Genomic DNA, 18,211 nt, shown 5'->3' with positions numbered 1-18,211 from the left:
TTCACCGGGCCGCGTCCAGCTCCAGGCGCTGCGCCCGGGCGGCGTTGATGTTCCATTCGCTCTGGCCGACGGCCCCGATCTGGAAGGGCCGCGGCAGCTGCGAGACGTCGAGCCGGAAGCGGAATTCCACGGTCTGGGTGGAGTCCGGGTCGATGGTGGAGTTGTCGGCGATGCGCCAGCGCGAGGTGCGCTGGATGGCGGCAAGGGCTTCCTGGTGGGTGTCGAACATCTGGCCCAGCACCATGCCGGAATTGCCGATGGGGTTGGGGGACACCTGCAGGCGCCAGCGCCGCGTGAGCGGCTGGAAGGCCAGGCGCATGTGGCGCGCCGCATAGCTCACGCGCTTGTCGTACCAGTACCAGCGGTCGCGGTAGATGGCGGCCTCGGCCACGAAGTACATCGGGATGCCCTTGGCCAGCGCGTCCTCGATCACCGGGGGCAGGTCGAACTTGACGGTCGCCGACAGCAGGATGCCCTCGTCGCCCCGTTCCACCTGCATGTGGGTGATCTCGGTGGCGCCCACGTCGGCCCGGGCCGGGGCCAGCGCCGTGGCCAGCAGGAAGAAAACGAAGGCGCAGGCGAAAGCCGCACGCTCAAGCATCCGCCGGGCGCGCAGGTGCTTCGAGTGCACCTTTTTCCAGCACCGCGTAATAGAAGCCGTCGTGGTCACCTGCCTCATTGTCCGGGACACCCCCTGGCTTGGCGCCGTTCCGGGGCAATAAATGGCCGGGCCCGGGGCGCAAAACAGCCCCAATGTTGTGTGCAAGAAACGCCGCAATACGCTCGTCGCCTTCCGCCTTGAAGACCGAACAGGTGCAGTACACCAGCCGCCCCCCGGCCTTGAGCAGCGGCCACAGGGCGTCCAGCAGGCGCGCCTGCTGCGCCGCCAGCTGCGCGACGTCGCTTTCCCGGCGCAGCCAGCGGACGTCCGGGTGGCGGCGGACGATGCCGGATGCGGTGCACGGCGCATCGAGCAGGATGGCGTCGAATGACTGGCCGTTCCACCACGTTGCGGGCTCGCCGGCGTCGGCAGCCTGCACTTGCGCTTTCAGTCCCAGCCGCTCCAGGTTCTGGTGGATGCGCTCGCAGCGGGCCGGATCGACATCCAGGGCCAGCAGCCTGGTATCCGCCAGTTCCGCGATGTGCGCGGTCTTTCCGCCCGGCGCGGCGCAGGCATCCAGTATTTCGTAGGGTGGGTTCGGCGCAGCCGACCCCACCACCAAGGCCGCTGCCAACTGCGCACCGGCATCCTGCACCGACACCCATCCCTCGCCGAACCCCGGAATCTCCCCCACCGGCAGCGGCCGCTCCAGGATCAGCCCGAACTGCCCCACCGGCGTGGTCGCGATGCCCGCGGCTTCGAGCCTGGCCTGCATGTCCGCCACCGCGACTCGCCGCGTGTTCACCCGCAAGGTCATCGGCGCCGCCGCATTGTTCGCCTCCAGGATCTGCTCCCAGGCGCGCGGATGGTCCTTCTTCAGCCGCTCGATCCACCACTTGGGATGGTTCCAGCGCGCCACCGGATCCTTGTCGGTCGCCGCGACCAGCGCCTCGCGCTCGCGCAGGAAGCGGCGCAGGCAGGCGTTGATGAAAGCCTGCTGCGCCTTGGTCTCGGGCGCGCGCTTGGCGGCTTCCACGGCCTGGTCCACCAGCGTGAACGGCGGATACGGTGCGCCCTCCTCCTGCCAGGCAAGCGCCAGCGCGGTGCACAGCAGCGCGTCGGCCGCAGGTGGCGGCGGCCGTTTCGCCAGTTGCTTGCGCAAGGCTTCGGCGCGACCCAGGTTGCGCAGGACGTGGAAAGACAAGGCCTGCGCGGCCGGGCGCAGCTCGGACGGCACGCGGGCGAGCGCCGGCGTCGCCGATTCGCCGCGGCGGACCGCGGCCAAAACGGAAGCGGCAGCCTGAAGCTGCCGCCAGAGGGGAGTGGGTAATGACAGAATGACCTCGCTTCGCTCAATGACGGGATGACCGGGTCATCGCGTCATTTCGTCATTCCGTCATTGCAGCGCATCGGCCCAGATGTTACGCGCCCAGCTCATGGCGTAGAGGCCTTCCTGCTCGTTCGGTCCGGGACTCAGTCCGCCCGAGCCGGCCACGGTCTTGTACGTGCGTTCCGCAGCCACGTATTCGTGCACGCTGGCGACGTGCACGACGTTGCGGTCGTCGACGTAGCTGTAGCAGGTGTTGGTGAGGAAAGGCTGCGGGTTCACCGGCCAGCCGGAGAGCTGCGCGACGATGGCGGCCGCAGCCACCTTGCCGTGGTTGTTGGCCATGTGGCCGCTCTTGGGCATGCCCGGCGCGATCTGGATGGAGTCGCCCAGCACGTGCACGTCGCGGGCGGCGGTGGACTCGAAGGTGAGGAAGTCGACGCCGCACCACCGGTTGTTGGCCAGGTTGTTCAGGCCGGCCTGCACCGCGATCGTTCCCGCGCGCATGGCCGGCAGCGCGTTGATCACGTTCGCCTTCACGTCCTCCTGCACCTCGAAGCCGATGATGCCGGTGGCCGGGTTCACAGCCAGCGTCTTGTGCTGCGGCCGGTATTCGACGATGCCGCGGTACTGCTCGGCCCACACGCGCTTGAACAAGGCTGCCTTCGACACGACGTCGGGGTTCGCGTCGAGCACCAGCACCTTGCTGCGCGGCTTGGCGTTCTTGAAGTACCACGCCACCTGGCAGGCGCGTTCGTACGGGCCCGGCGGGCAGCGGAAGGGTTGCTCGGGAATGGTGATCGCGTAGACGCCGCCGTCGGGCATCTGTTCCAGCTGGCGCCGCAGCGCCACCGTCTCGGCGCCGGCGTGCCAGGCCTGCAGCACGCGGCCGCTGGCATGCGCCGCGCGCAGGCCCTCGATGCTGTCCATCTGCAGCTCGACGCCCGGCGAGACCACCAGCTTGTCGTAGCCGATGGACGCGCCGCCCGCGAGCGTCACCGTCTTGCGTGATGGGTCGATGGAACGGGCCCAGTCCTTCACCAGCGTCACGCCGTGGTTGCGCGCCAGGCCGGTGTACGGGGTGGTGAGGTCGGCCAGCTGCTTGCTGCCACCCAGCACTAGGTTGGACAGCGGGCAGGACACGAAGGCGTCGTTGGGCTCGATCAGCACGACGTCGATCTTGTGGTCGGACAGCAGCCGCACGTACTTGGCCGCCGTGGCGCCGCCGTAGCCGCCGCCGATGACGACTACGCGCGCCTTCGAGGGAATGGAGGTCGTTGCGCAGCCCGCGGTGCCGAGCAAGGCCAGAGCGCCGGCGGACTGGAGGAAGGAACGTCTCTGCATGGTCATTGCCCCCTCTGCCGCGAGAAGTAATCGGCCAGCTGCTCCAGCTGCGCGTCGGTGAAGCCCTTCGCCAGCTGCGTCATCACGGTCGCGGGCCGCGTTCCGGCCTTGAAGGCCTTCAGCTGCGTGGCGATGTGGTCGCGCGGCATGCCGGCAATCGAAGGCACCGCGGAGCCGGCGGCACTGCGCCCGTCGGTGCCGTGGCATTGCGCGCAGCTGGCCGCCAGCGTGCGCAGTTGCAGCGCCTCGGGCGATTGCGCGCGCGCGGTAGCCGCGAGCGCGAAGAACAACAGGAACCACACGACGCTTTTTCTCATGCGAGCCTCTCTGGGTATCAAGACCGCGCGCGCAGCCCGCGCCCCGGCTGGAAGCCGAACAGCCACGCCAGCAGCACCGCGGGGAATTGCTGGATGCCTTCGTTGTAGCGATTCACGGCCTGGTTGAAGTTTTCGGTGGCGGCCTGCGCCGTGTGCACCATGTGCGAGAGCTCGCTGCTCAAGGTGTGCGGCAGCCGCGGGCCGGCGAGGTCGTGCGCGTCGTCGCGCTCGGCGCGGTCCCACGCCATGGCAAGCACTTCCTGCGCGGCGCCCAGCGTGGCGATGCGATCCGGGTCGAGCGGGCGGGCGCGCGCCGTGGCCAGCGCCGCCGACAACTGCGCCGACGCGCCCTGCAGGCCGCCCCAGAAGGCGCTGCCACCGGAGAACTGCGAGGCCTGCTGCTCCTCTTCGGGCGGCAGGCAGGCATGCACCAGCTGCACCTGCTTGGCCAGCTCGGTCTCCAGCGCCGCAAACGCGGCGTTCGCCTCCGAGCGCAGGCGCACCAGGCGGTTGTACGCCCCCACGCCCCAGAACAGGGTGACGGCTGCGGCGATCCAGGGAACGACGGATGTATCCATTGGCAAGCAAGAAAAGGGGCGCCAACCCTTGCGGGTGGCGCCCCAGTTTAGGACAAACCGCCGCTCGCGTTTACGGCGTGCAGTAAGTCGGCGTGCTCATGGCCGGCGCTTGCGGGACATCCGGCAGCCAGGTGTTGACCGTCGTCACCGTCGTGTTGCAGCGCGCATCCACCGTGATGTCGAACAGTCGCACGAAGGTGTTGGTCCCTTCGCCGGGCGGCAGGGTGAACACTTGCAGGCGCCCGCCCAACTCGAGTTCCACGCGAACCGGCGAAGCGGTCATGTTGGGGCTGCTCTCGCCGGAGAAGTTGTGCACGCCGTAGCGATAGGTGCCCACCATCAGGCGCTGGATGGTCACCACTTCGGGACCGAAGCTGGTGGTGTCGTCGACGTCGAGGTTGGCATAAGGCTGGGATCCCAGGCTGCCCTGCGTGATGTAGCTGACGCTTTCCCCGTTGGGGGCGAACAGCCAGGAGTCCACGTCCTGCGGGGTCTGGCCCCAGGTCAGGCGGACCGTCACGGCGTTGGACACGTCGGCCAGCACGAGGCATTGCGACAGCGTGACGTCGGTGGCGCTCGGGCCGACCGAGACCGTGTTGGTCTGCAGGCCGCGACCTTCCCGGCCGCTGATGGTGGCGCGCGCATCCTTCTTCATCTTGACGCTGAAATTGCCGTCGGTATTGGTGCGCCCGGTGGCGGTACCCGAGTAGTCGATGCCGTCGCTGGTCACCGTGACGCCGGAGACGCGCTGGCCGGCCGCGTTCTGCACGCAGCCGTTGACGGTGATCGACTGGTAGAGGAAGTCGGCGTTCCAGGTCGTGAAGTGCGACACCGTGCCTTCGTAAAACTGGTTCGGCGCGGTGCCGGCCAGCGTAGCGCTGCCCTCCTGCACCCAGCGGCCCGTCTGGCTGTTCAGGTACCACAGCGGCGCCGTTGCATTGACGGTGCCGCGCGTGGACAGCGGGATGCGGATGGTGGCCGTCTTGCCTGCCGCCAGTTGCAGAACGCTGCCGGTGGCCGCGTCGCGCGGCGTCACAACGATGGCGCCTGCGCTTTCGATGAGCTGGCCGTCGGAGGTGGTGAAGTCACCGGGCATCTGGCTGGCATTCAAGGCCGGGTTGATGGCGGTGAGTTCCACGTTCACGTTGCCGCTCGCGCCCGCAAAGGCGTTCGGCGGCAGGACGACCTGGGCCGTGCTGTTCGGCAGGCTCACCGTGCCGCCGGCGGCATTGCTGATCGTGGCCGTGGTGCCCACCGGCAGCAGGCGGGTAACCGGGCTGTCCGTGCCGCTGGCCGGGCCGTTGGCGATGGCGAGGCCCTCGGCGTAACCGTTGACGTTGACCGTCAGGGGCAGGCGCGTGGCGGGATCGACGTAGATGGAATAGCGGCCGTTGGCATCGGTCGTGGTGCTGAGGGCGCCGCTGCTGACGATCGCGCCGGCGACGCCGGCGCCGGTGGAGGCGTTGATCACCTGGCCATCGACGTTGCTTTGCTGCGCAGGTGCGGGAGCCGGGGCAGGCGCTGGCGCAGGGGCCGGGGCGGGCGCCGGGGCCGGCGCGGGTGCGGGTGCGGGCGCCGGCGCTGCTGCGATGTCTCCACCGCTGCCACCGCCGCAACCGCTCACTGCCAATGCGAACGTCGTCGCGAACAACGCGCTCAGGAACTGTTTCTTCATCTGGACTACTCCTCGTTGCTTTGCCTCGCGCTGATTGCGCGAGTGCGGCGGAATATCGTCCAGCGGCGCGTGGGGCGCCTCCTCCGGGAGACGGAGAGGGCGTGCATTTGTTCCGGTTCCTGGAACGGTCATCGCCAGAATGGAGGAAAAAAAAAAGAGCGCCACCCTCGCGGGTGGCGCTCCGTTGCAGGACCGGCCGCTGATTACTCGGCGGTGCCCGTGCCTTCGTTCGTGTCGGCGCCGTTGGCGCCTTCCGTCACGGCAGCCAGGTCGGCCGCTTCGGCGTCGGCGATGGCGCGGCGCTCGGCCTCGTCCATCTGGTCCTTCGCCTTGCGGGCCACGTGGTAGGCCATGCCGGTGCCGGCCGGGATCAGGCGGCCGACGATCACGTTTTCCTTCAGGCCGCGCAGCTCGTCGCGCTTGCCCATGATCGCCGCTTCGGTCAGCACCCGCGTCGTTTCCTGGAAGGAAGCGGCGGAGATGAACGAGTCGGTCGACAGCGAGGCCTTGGTGATACCGAGCAGCAGGTTGCTGTAGGTCGGGGGGATCTTGCCCTCGCCGCGCAGCCTGTCGTTGGTGTCCAGGATCTCCGAGCGCTCGACCTGCTCGCCGGCGATGTAGTCCGACTCGCCCACGTTCTCGACGATCACGCGGCGCAGCATCTGGCGCACGATCACCTCGATGTGCTTGTCGTTGATCTTCACGCCCTGGAGGCGGTAGACGTCCTGCACTTCATCGACGATGTAGCGCGCGAGTTCCTCGGCACCCAGCAGGCGCAGGATGTCCTGCGGGTCGGCCGGGCCGTCGACCACGGATTCGCCCTTGTTGACCACCTGGCCTTCGTGCACCAGGATGTTCTTTTCCTTGGGCACCAGTTCCTCGTGCACGCCGCCGTCCGGATCGGTGATCTGCAGGCGGATCTTGCCCTTGGTCTCCTTGCCGAACGACACCGTGCCGGTCATCTCGGCCAGCACGCCCTTGTCCTTGGGCGAACGGGCTTCGAAGAGCTCGGCCACACGCGGCAGGCCGCCGGTGATGTCGCGCGTCTTCTGGCCTTCGACCGGGATGCGGGCCAGCACTTCGCCGGGACCCACGTCCTGGCCGTCGCGCACCTGCACCAGCGAGCCGACCTGGAAGGCGATCGTCACCGAGTGGTCGGTGCCGGGGATCTTCACCTCGTTGCCCGCCGGGTCGACCAGCTTCACCTGCGGACGCACCACCTTGGCGGAGCCGCGGCGCTTCGGGTCGATCACGACCAGCGTCGACAGGCCGGTGACTTCGTCGACCTGCTTGGCGACCGTGAGGCCTTCCTCGACGTTCTCGAATTTGATCTTGCCGGCGAATTCCGTGATGATGGGTCGCGTCAGCGGGTCCCAGTTGGCCAGGATCGTTCCGGCCTTGATCGACTGGTCGGCCTTGACCGCCAGCACCGCGCCGTACGGCACCTTGTGGCGCTCGCGCTCGCGGCCGTGCTCGTCGTGGATCACGATTTCGCCCGAACGCGAGATGACGACCAGTTCGCCCTTGCTGTTGGTCACGTAGCGCATCGTGGTGTTGAAGCCCACGATGCCCGCGGACTTGGCTTCCACGCTGGAGGCCACGGCAGCGCGCGAAGCGGCGCCGCCGATGTGGAAGGTACGCATCGTCAGCTGCGTGCCCGGCTCGCCGATCGACTGCGCGGCGATCACGCCGACCGCTTCGCCGACGTTGACCATGCCGCCGCGGCCCAGGTCGCGGCCGTAGCACTTGGCGCACAGGCCGAAGCGCGTCGCGCAGTTCAGCGCGGTGCGGACCTTGACCTCGTCGACGCCGTCGGCCTCGAGCGCGTCGATGGTGTCTTCGTCCAGCATGACGCCGGCCTTGACGACCACCGCGCGGGTCTCGGGGTGCAGCACGTCTTCGGCAGCCACGCGGCCGAGGATGCGGTCACGCAGCGACTCGATGACTTCGCCGCCCTCGACGATGGCGCGCATCAGCGAGCCGTCGGCGGTGCCGCAATCGTCCTCGGTCACCACCAGGTCCTGCGTCACGTCGACCAGGCGACGCGTCAGGTAACCCGAGTTGGCCGTCTTCAGCGCCGTGTCCGCGAGGCCCTTCCGGGCGCCGTGGGTGGAGATGAAGTACTGCAGCACGTTCAGGCCTTCGCGGAAGTTGGCCGTGATGGGCGTCTCGATGATCGAGCCGTCCGGCTTGGCCATCAGGCCCCGCATGCCCGCCAGCTGGCGGATCTGCGCGGCGGAACCGCGGGCGCCGGAGTCGGCCATCATGTAGATGGAGTTGAACGACTCCTGGTCCACCTGCTTGCCGTGGCGGTCGGTCACCTTTTCCTTGGCCAGCTGGGCCATCATGACCTTCGACACTTCGTCGCCGGCCTTGCCCCAGATGTCCACGACCTTGTTGTAGCGCTCGCCGGCGGTCACGAGGCCGGAGACGTACTGCTGTTCGATCTCCTTCACTTCCTTCTCGGAGCGCTCGATGATCTCCGCCTTCTGCGGCGGCACCAGCATGTCGTCCACCGCGATGGAAATGCCGGCCTTGGTGGCCAGGCGGAAGCCGTTCTGCAGCAGCTTGTCGGCGAAGACGACCGTTTCCTTCAGGCCGCACTTGCGGAAGGAGGTGTTGATCAGCTTGCTGATTTCCTTCTTCTTCAGCGGGCGGTTCAGCACGCTGAACGGCAGGCCCTTGGGCAGGATCTCGGACAGCAGCGCACGGCCGACCGTGGTGTCGAACAGCTTGGTCGACGGCACGAACTCGCCGGTGTCCTTGTCCTTGTTCCACTCGGTCAGGCGCACGGCGACCTTGGCCGTGATTTCCACGACGCCGGCTTCCAGCGCGCGCAGCATCTCCGACACGTCGGCGAAGACCATGCCCTCGCCCTTGCCGTTGGTGCGCTCACGCGTCGTGTAGTACAGGCCCAGCACCACGTCCTGCGACGGGACGATGGACGGCTCGCCGTTGGCGGGGAACAGCACGTTGTTGGAGGCCAGCATCAGCGTGCGGGCTTCCATCTGCGCTTCCACCGACAGCGGCACGTGGACGGCCATCTGGTCGCCGTCGAAGTCGGCGTTGAACGCCGCGCAGACGAGCGGGTGCAGCTGGATCGCCTTGCCTTCGATCAGGATCGGCTCGAAGGCCTGGATGCCCAGGCGGTGCAGCGTGGGCGCCCGGTTCAGCATGACCGGGTGCTCCTTGATGACCTCTTCCAGGATGTCCCACACCACCGGAGTGCCGGCTTCGACTTCCTTCTTCGCCGCCTTGATCGTGGTGGCGATGCCCATGGCTTCCAGGCGCGAGAAGATGAAGGGCTTGAACAGTTCCAGCGCCATCAGCTTCGGCAGGCCGCACTGGTGCAGCTTGAGCGTCGGGCCCACGGTGATGACCGAACGGCCCGAGTAGTCGACGCGTTTGCCCAGCAGGTTCTGGCGGAAGCGGCCGCTCTTGCCCTTGATCATGTCGGCCAGCGACTTCAGCGCGCGCTTGTTGGCGCCCGTCATGGCCTTGCCACGGCGGCCGTTGTCCAGCAGCGAGTCGACGGCTTCCTGCAGCATCCGCTTTTCGTTGCGGGCGATGATTTCCGGCGCCTTCAGCTCCAGCAGGCGCTTGAGGCGGCTGTTGCGGTTGATGACGCGGCGGTACAGGTCGTTCAGGTCGGAGGTCGCGAAGCGGCCGCCGTCCAGCGGCACCAGCGGACGCAGGTCCGGCGGCAGCACGGGCAGCACTTCCATCACCATCCAGTTCGGCTTCATGCCGGACTTCTTGAAAGCCTCGAGGACCTTCAGGCGCTTGGCGTTCTTCTTGACCTTGACTTCGGAGCCGGTCAGGTCGCCGCGCAGCTTCTCGATCTCGATGTCGAGGTCGATGCCTTCCAGCAGGTCCTTGATGCCCTCGGCGCCCATCTTGGCGACGAACTCGTCACCGTATTCCTTGCGCTTCGCGTCGTAGTCGTCCTCGGACATGATGCCGAACTTCTTCAGCGGGGTCATGCCGGGGTCGGTGATGACGTAGGCTTCGAAGTACAGCACGCGTTCGATGTCGCGCAGCGTCATGTCCAGCACCAGGCCGAGACGCGAAGGCAGCGACTTCAGGAACCAGATGTGCGCGCAGGGCGCGGCCAGGTCGATGTGGCCCATGCGCTCGCGGCGCACCTTGGTCTGGGTGACTTCAACGCCGCACTTCTCGCAGATCACGCCGCGGTGCTTCAGGCGCTTGTACTTGCCGCACAGGCACTCGTAGTCCTTGATCGGGCCGAAGATCTTGGCGCAGAACAGGCCGTCGCGTTCCGGCTTGAAGGTCCGGTAGTTGATGGTCTCCGGCTTCTTCACTTCGCCGAAAGACCACGAGCGGATCTTCTCGGGCGAAGCGATGCCGATGCGGATGGCATCGAAATGCTCGTCCGGCGTGAACTGCTTGAACAGGTCGAGTAGAGATTTCATGTAACTCTGTCCTTCCTTTTAGCTGCGCTCGAGTTCGATATCGATACCGAGCGAGCGGATTTCCTTCACCAGCACGTTGAACGACTCCGGCATGCCGGCATCGATCGCGTGCTCGCCCTTGACGATGGACTCGTACACCTTGGTGCGGCCCTGCACGTCGTCGGACTTCACGGTCAGCATTTCCTGCAGCGTGTAGGAAGCGCCGTAGGCTTCCAGCGCCCACACTTCCATCTCGCCGAAACGCTGGCCGCCGAACTGCGCCTTGCCGCCCAGCGGCTGCTGCGTGACCAGCGAGTACGGGCCGGTCGAGCGGGCGTGCATCTTGTCGTCCACCAGGTGGTGCAGCTTCAGCACGTGCATGTAGCCGACGGTGACCGGACGCTCGAACTGGTCGCCGGTGCGGCCGTCGCACAGCCACGCCTGCGTGCGCGTCGCCGTCAGGCCCTTGACCTTGGCGATGTCTTCCGGGAAGGCCATCTGCAGCATGTTGCGGATTTCCTGCTCGGACGCGCCGTCGAACACCGGCGTCGCGAACGGCACGCCCTTGGCCAGCTGGCCGGCCATTTCCTTCACTTCCGTGTCGGACAGCTCGTTCAGCGCTTCCTTCTTGCCGGACTTGTTGTACAGCTGGTCGAGGAACTGGCGCAGCTCGGCGATCGCCGATTCCTGCTGCAGCATGTTGCCGATGCGCTGGCCGATGCCCTTGCCGGCCCAGCCCAGGTGCACTTCCAGCACCTGGCCCACGTTCATGCGCGAAGGCACGCCCAGCGGGTTCAGCACGATGTCGCACGGCGTGCCGTCGGCCATGTAGGGCATGTCTTCGACCGGGACGATCTTGGACACGACACCCTTGTTGCCGTGGCGGCCGGCCATCTTGTCGCCGGGTTGCAGGCGGCGCTTGACGGCCAGGTAGACCTTGACCATCTTCAGCACGCCCGCCGGCAGCTCGTCGCCCTGCGTGAGCTTCTTGCGCTTCTCTTCGAACGCGAGGTCGAAGCTGTGGCGCGTCTGCTCCAGCGAGTTCTTGATCGACTCGAGCTGCGAGGCGATCTCGTCTTCCGCGGGACGGATGTCGAACCAGTGGAACTTCTCGACGGAGTCGAGGTATTCCTTGTCGATCTTGGCGCCCTTGGCCAGCTTTTGCGGGCCGCCGTTGGCCGTGCGGCCGTTCAGCAGCTTGCCGATGCGGTCGAAGGCGTCGGCTTCCACGATGCGCAGCTGGTCGTTCAGGTCGAGGCGGAAGCGCTTCAGCTCGTCGTCGATGATCTGCTGGGCGCGCTTGTCGCGCTGGATGCCTTCCCGGGTGAAGACCTGCACGTCGATCACGGTGCCTTGCGAGCCCTGGTCGACCCGCAGCGAGGTGTCCTTCACGTCGCTGGCCTTCTCGCCGAAGATCGCGCGCAGCAGCTTCTCTTCCGGCGTCAGCGTGGTCTCGCCCTTGGGCGTGACCTTGCCGACCAGCACGTCGCCCGGCTGGACTTCGGCGCCGACGTAGATGATGCCGGACTCGTCCAGGCGGTTCAGCTGCTGTTCGGACAGGTTCGGGATGTCGCGGGTGATTTCTTCCGGGCCCAGCTTGGTGTCGCGGGCCATCACCACCAGTTCCTCGATGTGGATCGAGGTGTAGCGGTCGTCGGCGACGACGCGCTCGCTGATCAGGATCGAGTCCTCGAAGTTGTAGCCGTTCCAGGGCATGAACGCCACCAGCATGTTCTGGCCGAGGGCCAGTTCGCCGAGGTCGGTCGATGCGCCGTCCGCCACCACGTCACCCTTGGCGATCTTGTCGCCGCGCTGGACGATGGGACGCTGGTGGATGTTGGTGTTCTGGTTGGAACGCTGGTACTTGATCAGGTTGTAGATGTCCACGCCGACTTCACCGGCCTGCGCTTCGGCATCGTTCACGCGCACCACGATGCGCGTGGCGTCGACGTAGTCGACCACGCCGCCGCGGGTGGCGGTGACGACGGTGCCGGAGTCGACCGCGGAGACGCGCTCGATGCCGGTGCCGACGAAGGCCTTCTCGGGACGCAGCACCGGCACGGCCTGGCGCTGCATGTTGGCGCCCATCAGCGCGCGGTTGGCGTCGTCGTGCTCCAGGAACGGCACCAGGGATGCCGCGACCGACACGATCTGCGCGGGCGACACGTCCATGTACTGGATGCGGTCGGCGCCGACCAGGATCGATTCACCCTTTTCGCGGGCCGACACCAGGTCGCCGGTCAGGCGGCCTTCGGCGTCCAGCAGCGCGTTGGCCTGGGCGATGACGTACTTGCCTTCCTCGATGGCCGACAGGTAGTCGATCTCCATCGTGACCTTGCCGTCATGCACGCGGCGGTACGGCGTCTCGATGAAGCCGTATTCGTTCAGGCGCGCGTACAGGGCCAGCGAGTTGATCAGGCCGATGTTCGGGCCTTCCGGCGTTTCGATCGGGCACACGCGGCCGTAGTGGGTGACGTGCACGTCGCGCACTTCGAAGCCGGCGCGTTCGCGGGTCAGGCCACCCGGGCCCAGGGCCGAGACGCGGCGCTTGTGCGTGATCTCGGACAGCGGGTTGGTCTGGTCCATGAACTGCGACAGCTGCGAGGCGCCGAAGAACTCCTTGAGCGCCGCGGAAATCGGCTTGGAGTTGATCAGGTCGTGCGGCATCAGCGGCTCTTGCTCGGCCTGGCCGAGGCGTTCCTTCACGGCCTTCTCGATGCGGGCCAGGCCGGTGCGGTACTGGTTCTCGGCCAGTTCGCCGACGCAGCGCACGCGGCGGTTGCCCAGGTGGTCGATGTCGTCGACTTCACCGCGGCCGTTGCGCAGGTCCACCAGGATCTTGACCACGGCGAGGATGTCGTCGTTGGTCAGAACCATCGGGCCGGTGCTCTCGTCGCGGCCGACCTTGGCGTTGAACTTCATGCGGCCCACGCGCGACAGGTCGTACGTGTCCGGGTTGTAGAACAGGCGCTGGAACAGGGCCTGCACCGCGTCCTCGGTCGGCGGCTCGCCGGGGCGCATCATGCGGTAGATGGCAACGCGGGCGGCGAACTCGTCCACCGTCTCGTCGATGCGCAGCGTCTGGCTGATGTACGGACCCTGGTCGAGTTCGTTGGTGTAGATCGCCTGGATGTCCTGGATGCCGGCCGTGCGCAGCTTCTTCAGCAGCGCTTCGGTCAGTTCGTCGTTGGCCTTGGCGATGATCTCGCCCGTGTCCGGGTCGATGATGTTGCGGGCGACCACGCGGCCGACCAGGAAGTCTTCCGGCACGCTGATGTGCGTGGTGCCGGTGGTCTCCAGCTCGCGGGTGTGGCGGGCGGTGACGCGCTTGTCCTTGGCGACGACGACCTTGCCGCTCTTGTCGGTGATGTCGAAGCGGGCGACTTCACCGCGCAGGCGCTCGGAGACGAACTCCAGCTGGGCGCCGCTGTCCATCAGGCGGAAGTTGTCGTTGACGAAGAAGTTCGCCAGGATCGTTTCCGGCGTCAGGCCGATGGCCTTCAGCAGGATGGTGACCGGCATCTTGCGGCGGCGGTCGACGCGGAAGTACAGCACGTCCTTCGGGTCGAACTCGAAGTCGAGCCAGGAGCCGCGGTACGGGATGATCCGGGCGGAGAACAGCAGCTTGCCCGAGCTGTGCGTCTTGCCCTTGTCGTGTTCGAAGAAGACGCCCGGGCTGCGGTGCAGCTGCGAGACGATCACGCGCTCGGTGCCGTTGATGATGAACGAGCCCTTGTCGGTCATGAGCGGCACTTCGCCCATGTAGACCTCCTGCTCCTTCACTTCCTTGACGACCTTGGACTGCGGAGTCGAGGACTCGCGGTCATAGATGATCAGCTGCACCTTGGCGCGCACGGCCGAGGCGAAGGTGAGACCGCGGGTCTGGCACTCGCGCACATCGAACGCCGGCTTCGCCAGGTTGTATTCGATGAACTTCATCTCCACGAAACCGTTGTGGGAGACGATCGGGAACGCGGAATCGAACGCGGCCTGCAGGCCCTCGATGGTGCGCTTCTGGGGCGCCATATCGGCTTGGAGGAAGGCGGTGTACGCGTCCTTCTGCATCTGCAGCAGGTACGGCACGTCGAGCACGCTGTCGCGCTTGCCGAAGCTCTTGCGGATGCGTTTGCGTTCGGTATAGGAATAGGCCATGAGATCTCCGGGCTAGGTCTCGCAACTGGCGCGCGCCGGGCGGGGCGCTCTCTTGGCGGGTTGGCCACTACCAACCTTGGCGGACGGCCGCGCATTGCACGCGGCCCGAACCAAGCAGTTCTTTGCAGTCGGATCAAAGAACACTACAAAACATTCCCCCTGAAGGGCTTGCTTTGTGCTGCTCTCTACAAGCGGCAAAGGCTGGAGGCCCTTTCGGACACTCCAGCCTCGGCGCGGGGGTCGAATTACTTCAGTTCGACCTTGGCGCCGGCTTCTTCCAGCTTCTTCTTGGCGGCTTCGGCGTCGGCCTTGTTCATGCCTTCCTTGACGGGCTTCGGAGCGCCGTCGACCAGGTCCTTGGCTTCCTTGAGGCCCAGGCCGGTGATTTCGCGCACGGCCTTGATGACGGACACCTTCTGGGCGCCGGCTTCCATCAGCTGCACGGTGAACTCGGTCTTCTCTTCCGCAGCGGCGGCGGCGGCGCCACCACCACCACCGGCGGCCGGAGCGGCCATCGCGGCGGCGGACACGCCGAACTTCTCTTCAATGGCCTTGACCAGGTCATTGAGTTCCATGACGGACATGCTGTCCAGCGCCGTCAGAAATGCGTCTTTATCGAATGCCATTTTGATGTTTCCTGAATAAGTTGGTGAACAGTGGGGCTACCTCAGGCAGCCACCGCCTCTTCCTTTTTCTTCGCCAGAGCGCCCAGCACCACGGCGGTGCGCGAGATGGGCGACTTCAGCAGGCCGCAAAGCTGCGCCAGCAGAACTTCCTTGGAGGGAATGTTCGCCAGCTGCTTCACGCCGTTGACGTCCAGGGTCTTGCCCGCGAACGCGCCGCCGCGAATGACCAGCTTGTCGTTGGTCTTCGCGAAGTCGGCCACCACCTTGGCGGCGGCCACAGCGTCCACGGAGAAGCCGTAGATCAGCGGACCGGTCATCTGGTCGGCGACGGACTCGAACTGGCTGCCCTTCACGGCGCGGCGGGCCAGGGTGTTCTTCAGAACACTCAGGTCCACGCCAGCGCCGCGCGCGGCAACGCGCAGCTTCGTCATGTCGGCGACCGTGATGCCGCGGTATTCCGCAATCACCAGCGTTTGAGCTTTAGCGGCGAGGGCGGTCACTTCTTCGACGACCGCTTGCTTCTCACTGCGATTCAGACTCAAGGTCTACTCCTTAAAAAGCGCTTCCGGCTGCTTGCCTTCCGCGCGCCCTTCTTGCAGCGACCAACTGTCTTCGGAAATCTCTCGAAATCTTCTGTCAGCGGGATCGCCATCTGCGTTGGCTTTCACGATTAAGAGCCTCGCGGCTCACCAACGGTCTTGGATGGCCTGCCGGTTGCCCGGCAGCCCACCACACCGGCCGGCTTTCGCCGGCCAATTCATCAGGCTTGCGCCTGGCCTTGCGCGTTCAGCGTCTGCAGGTCCACGCGGACACCGAGGCCCATCGTCGACGAGACGGCGACCTTGCGCAGGTACACGCCCTTGCTCGAAGCCGGCTTGGCCTTGTTCAGCGCTTCGATCAGCGCCACCAGGTTGCCTTGCAGCTTGTCCTGGTCGAACGAGCGGCGGCCCAGGGTGGCGTGGATGATGCCGGCCTTGTCGGCACGGAACTGCACCTGGCCGGCCTTGGCGTTCTTCACCGCGGTGGCGACGTCGGGCGTGACGGTGCCGACCTTCGGGTTCGGCATCAGGCCGCGCGGGCCCAGGATCTGGCCCAGCGTACCCACGACGCGCATCGCGTCGGGAGCGGCGATCACCACGTCGAACGGCATGTCGCCGGCCTTCACGCGGGCAGCCAGGTCGTCCATGCCGACCACGTCGGCGCCGGCGGCCTTGGCTTCTTCGGCCTTGGCGCCTTGGGCGAACACGGCGACGCGCTTGGTCTTGCCGGTGCCGTTGGGCATCACGACCGCGCCGCGAACGACCTGGTCCGACTTCTTCGGGTCGATGCCCAGCTGCACGGCCACGTCGATGGACTCATCGAACTTGGCGGTGGCGGCTTCCTTCACCATGCCCAGGGCGTCGCCCAGCGGGTACAGCTTGGTGCTGTCGACCTTGCCCTCGAGGGCTTTCTGCTTTTTCGTGAGCTTGGCCATTTAGACGCCCTCCACCGTGATGCCCATGGAACGGGCGGAACCAGCCAGGGTCTTGATCGCGGCGTCGATGTTCGCTGCGTTCATGTCCTTCAGCTTGGTCTTGGCGATCTCTTCCAGCTGGGCGCGGGTGATCTTGCCGACCTTGTCCTTGTTCGGGACCTTCGAGCCCTTGTCGATCTTGACGGCCTTCTTGATCAGGACGGTCGCGGGCGGCGTCTTGATGATGAAGGTGAAGCTCTTGTCCGCGAACGCGGTGATCACCACCGGCAGCGGCAGGCCCGGCTCGACGCCTTGGGTCTGGGCGTTGAACGCCTTGCAGAACTCCATGATGTTCAGGCCGCGCTGGCCCAGGGCGGGACCGATCGGGGGCGAAGGGTTCGCCTTTCCGGCCGGGACTTGCAGCTTCACGAAGCCGACAATCTTCTTTGCCATGTCTATCTTCCTTGCGGGTGCTAACGCCTTGCGGCTCCCCGGGGTTTCAGCTCGTTATTGAAACGCGTCGAGCTGGAAAAACGCGTCAGGTCTTTTCAACCTGGGAAAACTCGAGCTCCACCGGGGTGGCGCGACCGAAGATCGTCACCGACACGCGGACCTTGCTCTTCTCGTAGTTGACTTCTTCGACCGTGCCGTTGAAGTCGGTGAACGGGCCGTCCTTGACGCGCACGTACTCGCCCACCACGAATTCGACCTTGTGGCGGGGCTTCTCGGTGCCCTCTTCCATCTGGCCCAGGATCTTGCGCACTTCCTCGTCGCTGATCGGGGCCGGGCGGTTCTTGGCGCCGCCCACGAAGCCGGTCACCTTGTTGGTGTGCTTCACCAGGTGCCACGACTCGTCGTTCATCACCATCTGCACCAGAACGTAGCCGGGGTAGAAGCGGCGCTCGGAGGTGCGCTTCTGGCCGTTCTTGATCTCGACCACTTCCTCGGTGGGCACCAGCACTTCGCCGAACATGTCCTGCATGCCGGCGCGGTTGATGCGCTCGCGGATGTTGCGCTCCACCGCCTTTTCCATGCCGGAATAGGCATGCACCACGTACCAGCGCAGGTCGGGGTTGACCGGCTTGGCGGGGGTCTCGGGCTGGCCGTCGGCGGCCGCGCTTTCGATTTCGCTCATTACTTCTTCCACCCCAGGATCAGGTCGTAGAACACCCACTCGAGGGTCTTGTCGGTCAGCCAGAGGAAGATGGCCATGATCACCACGAAGCCGAACACGTAGGCGGTCATCTGGATGGCCTCCTTGCGGGTGGGCCACACGACCTTCTTCACTTCCTTGGCGGAGTCGCGGCCGAAGGCGATCAGTTCCTTGCCCGGCTCGGACGTGAAGAACACGCCGGCGGCGGCAACGAGGCCGACGACCAGGGCGCCCCACTGGGCGACCTGGCCCTGCTTGCCCAGGAGGTAGAAGCCGACCAGCGCGGCGATCACCAGCGCGATCGCTGCTGCCACCTTGGCCTTGTCGGCGCCGGTGGTGACGGTTTCAACTTGCGTGGTTGCCATTTCTCAAGACAGTGAAGCCCGACACGCGGGTCGGGCTTGGTTTTCAGGCGCCACTCAGGTGGCAGGGGCAGTAGGAATCGAACCTACAACCTTCGGTTTTGGAGACCGACGCTCTGCCAATTGAGCTATACCCCTCCGGCGACTTTTCGGGGAACCCGGCATTATGCCGGATCCCGAAAAACCTTACTCCATGATCTTGGCAACGACC

At 66.2% G+C, this 18,211-nt stretch carries 14 protein-coding genes and 1 tRNA gene; all 15 read right to left on the bottom strand.

Translation table 11 applies throughout. The annotated features are described in order from the left end of the window. Window position 1 precedes the first annotated feature (1 nt). Window positions 2-601, bottom strand: a complete 600-nt coding sequence (locus LZ009_RS21830; RefSeq protein WP_275700100.1) for a DUF4390 domain-containing protein — start codon at window positions 599-601, stop codon at window positions 2-4. After that, window positions 594-1,940: a 16S rRNA (cytosine(967)-C(5))-methyltransferase RsmB gene (gene rsmB / locus LZ009_RS21825; RefSeq protein WP_275700290.1), complete on the bottom strand. Its 1,347-nt coding sequence runs from the start codon at window positions 1,938-1,940 to the stop codon at window positions 594-596. Before rsmB ends, LZ009_RS21830 begins: the two co-directional genes overlap by 8 nt. Window positions 1,941-1,997: 57 nt before the next feature. Further along, window positions 1,998-3,272 (bottom strand): NAD(P)/FAD-dependent oxidoreductase, encoded by a 1,275-nt coding sequence (locus tag LZ009_RS21820; protein WP_275700099.1) that lies wholly within the window; start codon window positions 3,270-3,272, stop codon window positions 1,998-2,000. Between the two features lie 2 nt (window positions 3,273-3,274). Next, window positions 3,275-3,589 carry a c-type cytochrome gene (locus LZ009_RS21815; RefSeq protein ID WP_275700098.1) on the bottom strand — a complete coding sequence of 105 codons (315 nt, stop codon included), beginning with the start codon at window positions 3,587-3,589 and terminating at the stop codon, window positions 3,275-3,277. A gap of 17 nt (window positions 3,590-3,606) precedes the next feature. Then, a complete protein-coding gene (locus LZ009_RS21810) occupies window positions 3,607-4,167 on the bottom strand; it encodes a LemA family protein (protein ID WP_275700097.1) in 561 nt (186 codons plus the stop codon). Window positions 4,168-4,237: 70 nt separating this feature from the next. After that, complete coding sequence (locus tag LZ009_RS21805) at window positions 4,238-5,842, bottom strand: DUF2135 domain-containing protein (RefSeq protein ID WP_275700096.1); 1,605 nt, start codon at window positions 5,840-5,842, stop codon at window positions 4,238-4,240. 203 nt (window positions 5,843-6,045) lie between these two features. Then, on the bottom strand, window positions 6,046-10,275 hold the full coding sequence (gene rpoC / locus LZ009_RS21800; RefSeq protein ID WP_275700095.1) for a DNA-directed RNA polymerase subunit beta': 4,230 nt from the start codon (window positions 10,273-10,275) through the stop codon (window positions 6,046-6,048). 18 nt (window positions 10,276-10,293) lie between these two features. Continuing rightward, window positions 10,294-14,406 (bottom strand): DNA-directed RNA polymerase subunit beta, encoded by a 4,113-nt coding sequence (gene rpoB, locus LZ009_RS21795; RefSeq protein ID WP_275700094.1) that lies wholly within the window; start codon window positions 14,404-14,406, stop codon window positions 10,294-10,296. Window positions 14,407-14,651: 245 nt separating this feature from the next. Next, complete coding sequence (gene rplL / locus LZ009_RS21790; protein WP_275700093.1) at window positions 14,652-15,032, bottom strand: 50S ribosomal protein L7/L12; 381 nt, start codon at window positions 15,030-15,032, stop codon at window positions 14,652-14,654. A gap of 41 nt (window positions 15,033-15,073) precedes the next feature. Continuing rightward, the gene (gene rplJ, locus LZ009_RS21785) at window positions 15,074-15,574 is read right to left on the bottom strand and encodes a 50S ribosomal protein L10 (RefSeq protein WP_275700092.1); all 501 of its coding nucleotides are present in this window, start codon (window positions 15,572-15,574) and stop codon (window positions 15,074-15,076) included. A gap of 218 nt (window positions 15,575-15,792) precedes the next feature. Beyond that, on the bottom strand, window positions 15,793-16,506 hold the full coding sequence (gene rplA, locus LZ009_RS21780) for a 50S ribosomal protein L1 (protein WP_275700091.1): 714 nt from the start codon (window positions 16,504-16,506) through the stop codon (window positions 15,793-15,795). Continuing rightward, window positions 16,507-16,938 carry a 50S ribosomal protein L11 gene (gene rplK / locus LZ009_RS21775; protein ID WP_275700090.1) on the bottom strand — a complete coding sequence of 144 codons (432 nt, stop codon included), beginning with the start codon at window positions 16,936-16,938 and terminating at the stop codon, window positions 16,507-16,509. Between the two features lie 85 nt (window positions 16,939-17,023). Then, complete coding sequence (gene nusG, locus LZ009_RS21770) at window positions 17,024-17,620, bottom strand: transcription termination/antitermination protein NusG (protein WP_275700089.1); 597 nt, start codon at window positions 17,618-17,620, stop codon at window positions 17,024-17,026. Continuing rightward, window positions 17,620-18,003, bottom strand: coding sequence for a preprotein translocase subunit SecE (gene secE, locus LZ009_RS21765; protein WP_275700088.1), 384 nt, complete (start codon window positions 18,001-18,003; stop codon window positions 17,620-17,622). The genes nusG and secE overlap by 1 nt, the downstream gene beginning before the upstream one ends. A 59-nt stretch (window positions 18,004-18,062) precedes the next feature. Further along, window positions 18,063-18,138 (bottom strand) — tRNA-Trp (locus LZ009_RS21760). Between the last annotated feature and the right edge of the window lie 73 nt (window positions 18,139-18,211).

The organism is Ramlibacter paludis, from assembly GCF_022012305.1.
Lineage (GTDB): Bacteria > Pseudomonadota > Gammaproteobacteria > Burkholderiales > Burkholderiaceae_C > Ramlibacter > Ramlibacter paludis.
This window is presented reverse-complemented; position numbering and strand designations above follow the sequence as displayed.